At 57.6% G+C, this 5,142-nt stretch carries 3 rRNA genes; all 3 read left to right on the plus strand.

The features are described from left to right. Positions 1 to 7 precede the first annotated feature (7 nt). The 3 genes from P2L57_RS39645 (at position 8) to rrf (ending at position 5,140) form a co-directional block, all read left to right on the plus strand. A 16S ribosomal RNA gene (locus P2L57_RS39645) occupies positions 8 to 1,533 on the plus strand. 303 nt (positions 1,534 to 1,836) lie between these two features. Next, a 23S ribosomal RNA gene (locus P2L57_RS39650) occupies positions 1,837 to 4,959 on the plus strand. Between the two features lie 64 nt (positions 4,960 to 5,023). Next, positions 5,024 to 5,140 (plus strand): 5S ribosomal RNA (gene rrf, locus P2L57_RS39655). Together the 16S, 23S and 5S rRNA genes form the textbook arrangement of a ribosomal RNA operon. The last annotated feature ends 2 nt before the right edge of the window (positions 5,141 to 5,142 follow it).

The raw sequence follows: 5,142 nt of genomic DNA on the forward strand, positions 1-5,142 counted from the left end.
GGAAGCATTCACGGAGAGTTTGATCCTGGCTCAGGACGAACGCTGGCGGCGTGCTTAACACATGCAAGTCGAACGATGAAGCCCTTCGGGGTGGATTAGTGGCGAACGGGTGAGTAACACGTGGGCAATCTGCCCTGCACTCTGGGACAAGCCCTGGAAACGGGGTCTAATACCGGATATGACCATCGCGGGCATCTGTGATGGTGGAAAGCTCCGGCGGTGCAGGATGAGCCCGCGGCCTATCAGCTTGTTGGTGGGGTGATGGCCTACCAAGGCGACGACGGGTAGCCGGCCTGAGAGGGCGACCGGCCACACTGGGACTGAGACACGGCCCAGACTCCTACGGGAGGCAGCAGTGGGGAATATTGCACAATGGGCGAAAGCCTGATGCAGCGACGCCGCGTGAGGGATGACGGCCTTCGGGTTGTAAACCTCTTTCAGCAGGGAAGAAGCGCAAGTGACGGTACCTGCAGAAGAAGCACCGGCTAACTACGTGCCAGCAGCCGCGGTAATACGTAGGGTGCGAGCGTTGTCCGGAATTATTGGGCGTAAAGAGCTCGTAGGCGGCTTGTCGCGTCGGATGTGAAAGCCCGGGGCTTAACCCCGGGTCTGCATTCGATACGGGCAGGCTAGAGTTCGGTAGGGGAGATCGGAATTCCTGGTGTAGCGGTGAAATGCGCAGATATCAGGAGGAACACCGGTGGCGAAGGCGGATCTCTGGGCCGATACTGACGCTGAGGAGCGAAAGCGTGGGGAGCGAACAGGATTAGATACCCTGGTAGTCCACGCCGTAAACGTTGGGAACTAGGTGTGGGCGACATTCCACGTTGTCCGTGCCGCAGCTAACGCATTAAGTTCCCCGCCTGGGGAGTACGGCCGCAAGGCTAAAACTCAAAGGAATTGACGGGGGCCCGCACAAGAGGCGGAGCATGTGGCTTAATTCGACGCAACGCGAAGAACCTTACCAAGGCTTGACATACGCCGGAAAACCCTGGAGACAGGGTCCCCCTTGTGGTCGGTGTACAGGTGGTGCATGGCTGTCGTCAGCTCGTGTCGTGAGATGTTGGGTTAAGTCCCGCAACGAGCGCAACCCTTGTCCTGTGTTGCCAGCATGCCCTTCGGGGTGATGGGGACTCACGGGAGACTGCCGGGGTCAACTCGGAGGAAGGTGGGGACGACGTCAAGTCATCATGCCCCTTATGTCTTGGGCTGCACACGTGCTACAATGGCCGGTACAATGAGTTGCGATGCCGTGAGGTGGAGCGAATCTCAAAAAGCCGGTCTCAGTTCGGATTGGGGTCTGCAACTCGACCCCATGAAGTCGGAGTCTCTAGTAATCGCAGATCAGCAGTGCTGCGGTGAATACGTTCCCGGGCCTTGTACACACCGCCCGTCACGTCACGAAAGTCGGTAACACCCGAAGCCGGTGGCCCAACCCCTTGTGGGAGGGAATCGTCGAAGGTGGGACTGGCGATTGGGACGAAGTCGTAACAAGGTAGCCGTACCGGAAGGTGCGGCTGGATCACCTCCTTTCTAAGGAGCTTCTAGGCCATGGTTTTCCGTGGTCCAGAGCCACTGCGCAGGCGAGTGTCCTGCGGTGGTTTGCTCATGGGTGGAACGTTGACTACTCGGCATGGTCGGTGATGGCTGCTAGTACTGCTCCTTTGGAGTGTGGAAGGTGGACCGGAGTTGATGGTGTCGGGCACGCTGTTGGGTCCTGAGGGAACGTGAGTGTCTCTCAGTGGTGACCGGCCTCGTGGGAAGCATGCCGTTGGTGTGTGGACTGTGGGGGATGGGTCGTTGTTTGAGAACTGCATAGTGGACGCGAGCATCTGTGGCCAAGTTTTTAAGGGCGCACGGTGGATGCCTTGGCACCAGGAACCGATGAAGGACGTGGGAGGCCGCGATAGGCCCCGGGGAGCTGTCAACCGAGCTGTGATCCGGGGGTGTCCGAATGGGGAAACCCGGCAGTCGTCATGGGCTGTCACCCGCTGCTGAACACATAGGCAGTGTGGAGGGAACGCGGGGAAGTGAAACATCTCAGTACCCGCAGGAAGAGAAAACAACCGTGATTCCGGGAGTAGTGGCGAGCGAAACTGGATGAGGCCAAACCGTATGCGTGTGATACCCGGCAGGGGTTGCGTATGTGGGGTTGTGGGAGCTTCCTTCGATGGTCTGCCGGCCATCGGGAGAGTTAGAAACCGTTGACGTAGGCGAAGGGCATGCGAAAGGCCCGGCGTAGAGGGTAAGACCCCCGTAGCTGAAACGTTAGCGGCTCTCTTGGAAGTCACCCAAGTAGCACGGGGCCCGAGAAATCCCGTGTGAATCTGGCGGGACCACCCGTTAAGCCTAAATATTCCCTGGTGACCGATAGCGGATAGTACCGTGAGGGAATGGTGAAAAGTACCGCGGGAGCGGAGTGAAATAGTACCTGAAACCGTGTGCCTACAAGCCGTGGGAGCGTCGCCGTCAAGTTTGCTTGGCGGTCGTGACTGCGTGCCTTTTGAAGAATGAGCCTGCGAGTTTGCGGTGTGTGGCGAGGTTAACCCGTGTGGGGTAGCCGTAGCGAAAGCGAGTCCGAATAGGGCGGTTGAGTCGCACGCTCAAGACCCGAAGCGGAGTGATCTAGCCATGGGCAGGTTGAAGCGGAGGTAAGACTTCGTGGAGGACCGAACCCACCAGGGTTGAAAACCTGGGGGATGACCTGTGGTTAGGGGTGAAAGGCCAATCAAACTCCGTGATAGCTGGTTCTCCCCGAAATGCATTTAGGTGCAGCGTCGTGTGTTTCTTGCCGGAGGTAGAGCACTGGATAGGCGATGGGCCCTACCGGGTTACTGACCTTAGCCAAACTCCGAATGCCGGTAAGTGAGAGCGCGGCAGTGAGACTGTGGGGGATAAGCTCCATGGTCGAGAGGGAAACAGCCCAGAGCATCGACTAAGGCCCCTAAGCGTATGCTAAGTGGGAAAGGATGTGGAGTCGCAGAGACAACCAGGAGGTTGGCTTAGAAGCAGCCACCCTTGAAAGAGTGCGTAATAGCTCACTGGTCAAGTGATTCCGCGCCGACAATGTAGCGGGGCTCAAGTATACCGCCGAAGTCGTGTCACTACAGCATTACCCCTAACGGGGGCTGTGGTGGGTAGGGGAGCGTCGTGTGCCGGGTGAAGCAGCCGTGTAAGCGAGTTGTGGATGGTTCACGAGTGAGAATGCAGGCATGAGTAGCGATACAAGAGTGGGAAACTCTTGCGCCGATTGACTAAGGGTTCCTGGGTCAAGCTGATCTGCCCAGGGTAAGTCGGGACCTAAGGCGAGGCCGACAGGCGTAGTCGATGGACAACCGGTTGATATTCCGGTACCCGTGATAGTGCGCCAACGCTGAACCCTCGAATGCTAAGGCCGTGAAGCCGTCGGGTGCGTCTTCGGACAATCTCGGAGTGGTGGAGCCGCTGATCCAACGTGGTAGTAGGTGAGCGATGGGGTGACGCAGGAAGGTAGTCCAGCCCGGGCGGTGGTTGTCCCGGGGTAAGGGTGTAGGACGTCACGTAGGCAAATCCGCGTGACATATGAGTCTGAGACCTGATGCCGAGCCGATTGTGGTGAAGTGGATGATCCTATGCTGTCGAGAAAAGCCTCTAGTGAGTGCTGTTGCGGCCCGTACCCTAAACCGACTCAGGTGGTCAGGTAGAGAATACCGAGGCGTTCGGGTGAACTATGGTTAAGGAACTCGGCAAAATGCCCCCGTAACTTCGGGAGAAGGGGGGCCATTCCTGGTGAGCATCTTTTCGGTGTGAGCTGGGGGTGGCCGCAGAGACCAGCGAGAAGCGACTGTTTACTAAAAACACAGGTCCGTGCGAAGCCGTAAGGCGATGTATACGGACTGACGCCTGCCCGGTGCTGGAACGTTAAGGGGACCGGTTAGTCCTACTTCGGTGGGGCGAAGCTGAGAACTTAAGCGCCAGTAAACGGCGGTGGTAACTATAACCATCCTAAGGTAGCGAAATTCCTTGTCGGGTAAGTTCCGACCTGCACGAATGGCGTAACGACTTCTCGACTGTCTCAACCATAGGCCCGGTGAAATTGCATTACGAGTAAAGATGCTCGTTTCGCGCAGCAGGACGGAAAGACCCCGGGACCTTTACTACAGTTTGATATTGGTGTTCGGTTCGGCTTGTGTAGGATAGGTGGGAGACTGTGAAGCCGTGGCGCCAGCCATGGTGGAGTCGTCCTTGAAATACCACTCTGGTCGTGCTGGATGTCTAACCTGGGTCCGTGATCCGGATCAGGGACAGTGTCTGATGGGTAGTTTAACTGGGGCGGTTGCCTCCTAAAGGGTAACGGAGGCGCCCAAAGGTTCCCTCAGCCTGGTTGGCAATCAGGTGTTGAGTGTAAGTGCACAAGGGAGCTTGACTGTGAGACTGACGGGTCGAGCAGGAGCGAAAGCTGGGACTAGTGATCCGGCGGTGGCTTGTGGAAGCGCCGTCGCTCAACGGATAAAAGGTACCCCGGGGATAACAGGCTGATCTTCCCCAAGAGTCCATATCGACGGGATGGTTTGGCACCTCGATGTCGGCTCGTCGCATCCTGGGGCTGGAGTCGGTCCCAAGGGTTGGGCTGTTCGCCCATTAAAGCGGTACGCGAGCTGGGTTTAGAACGTCGTGAGACAGTTCGGTCCCTATCCGCTGTGCGCGTAGGAGTCTTGAGAAGGGCTGTCCCTAGTACGAGAGGACCGGGACGGACGGACCTCTGGTGTGCCAGTTGTTCTGCCAAGGGCATGGCTGGTTGGCTACGTTCGGGAGGGATAACCGCTGAAAGCATCTAAGCGGGAAGCCTGCTTCGAGATGAGGACTCCCACCCACTTGATGGGGTAAGGCTCCCAGTAGACGACTGGGTTGATAGGCCAGATATGGAAGCATCGTAAGGTGTGGAGTTGACTGGTACTAATAGGCCGAGGGCTTGTCCTCAGTTGCTCGCGTCCACTGTGTAGTTCTGAAACAACGAACCCCGGTTCGATGTGTTTCATAGTGTTTCGGTGGTCATAGCGTTAGGGAAACGCCCGGTTACATTCCGAACCCGGAAGCTAAGCCTTTCAGCGCCGATGGTACTGCAGGGGGGACCCTGTGGGAGAGTAGGACACCGCCGAACAA

It is taken from the genome of Streptantibioticus ferralitis (assembly GCF_029223525.1).
In the GTDB taxonomy this organism is placed as follows: domain Bacteria; phylum Actinomycetota; class Actinomycetes; order Streptomycetales; family Streptomycetaceae; genus Streptantibioticus_A; species Streptantibioticus_A ferralitis.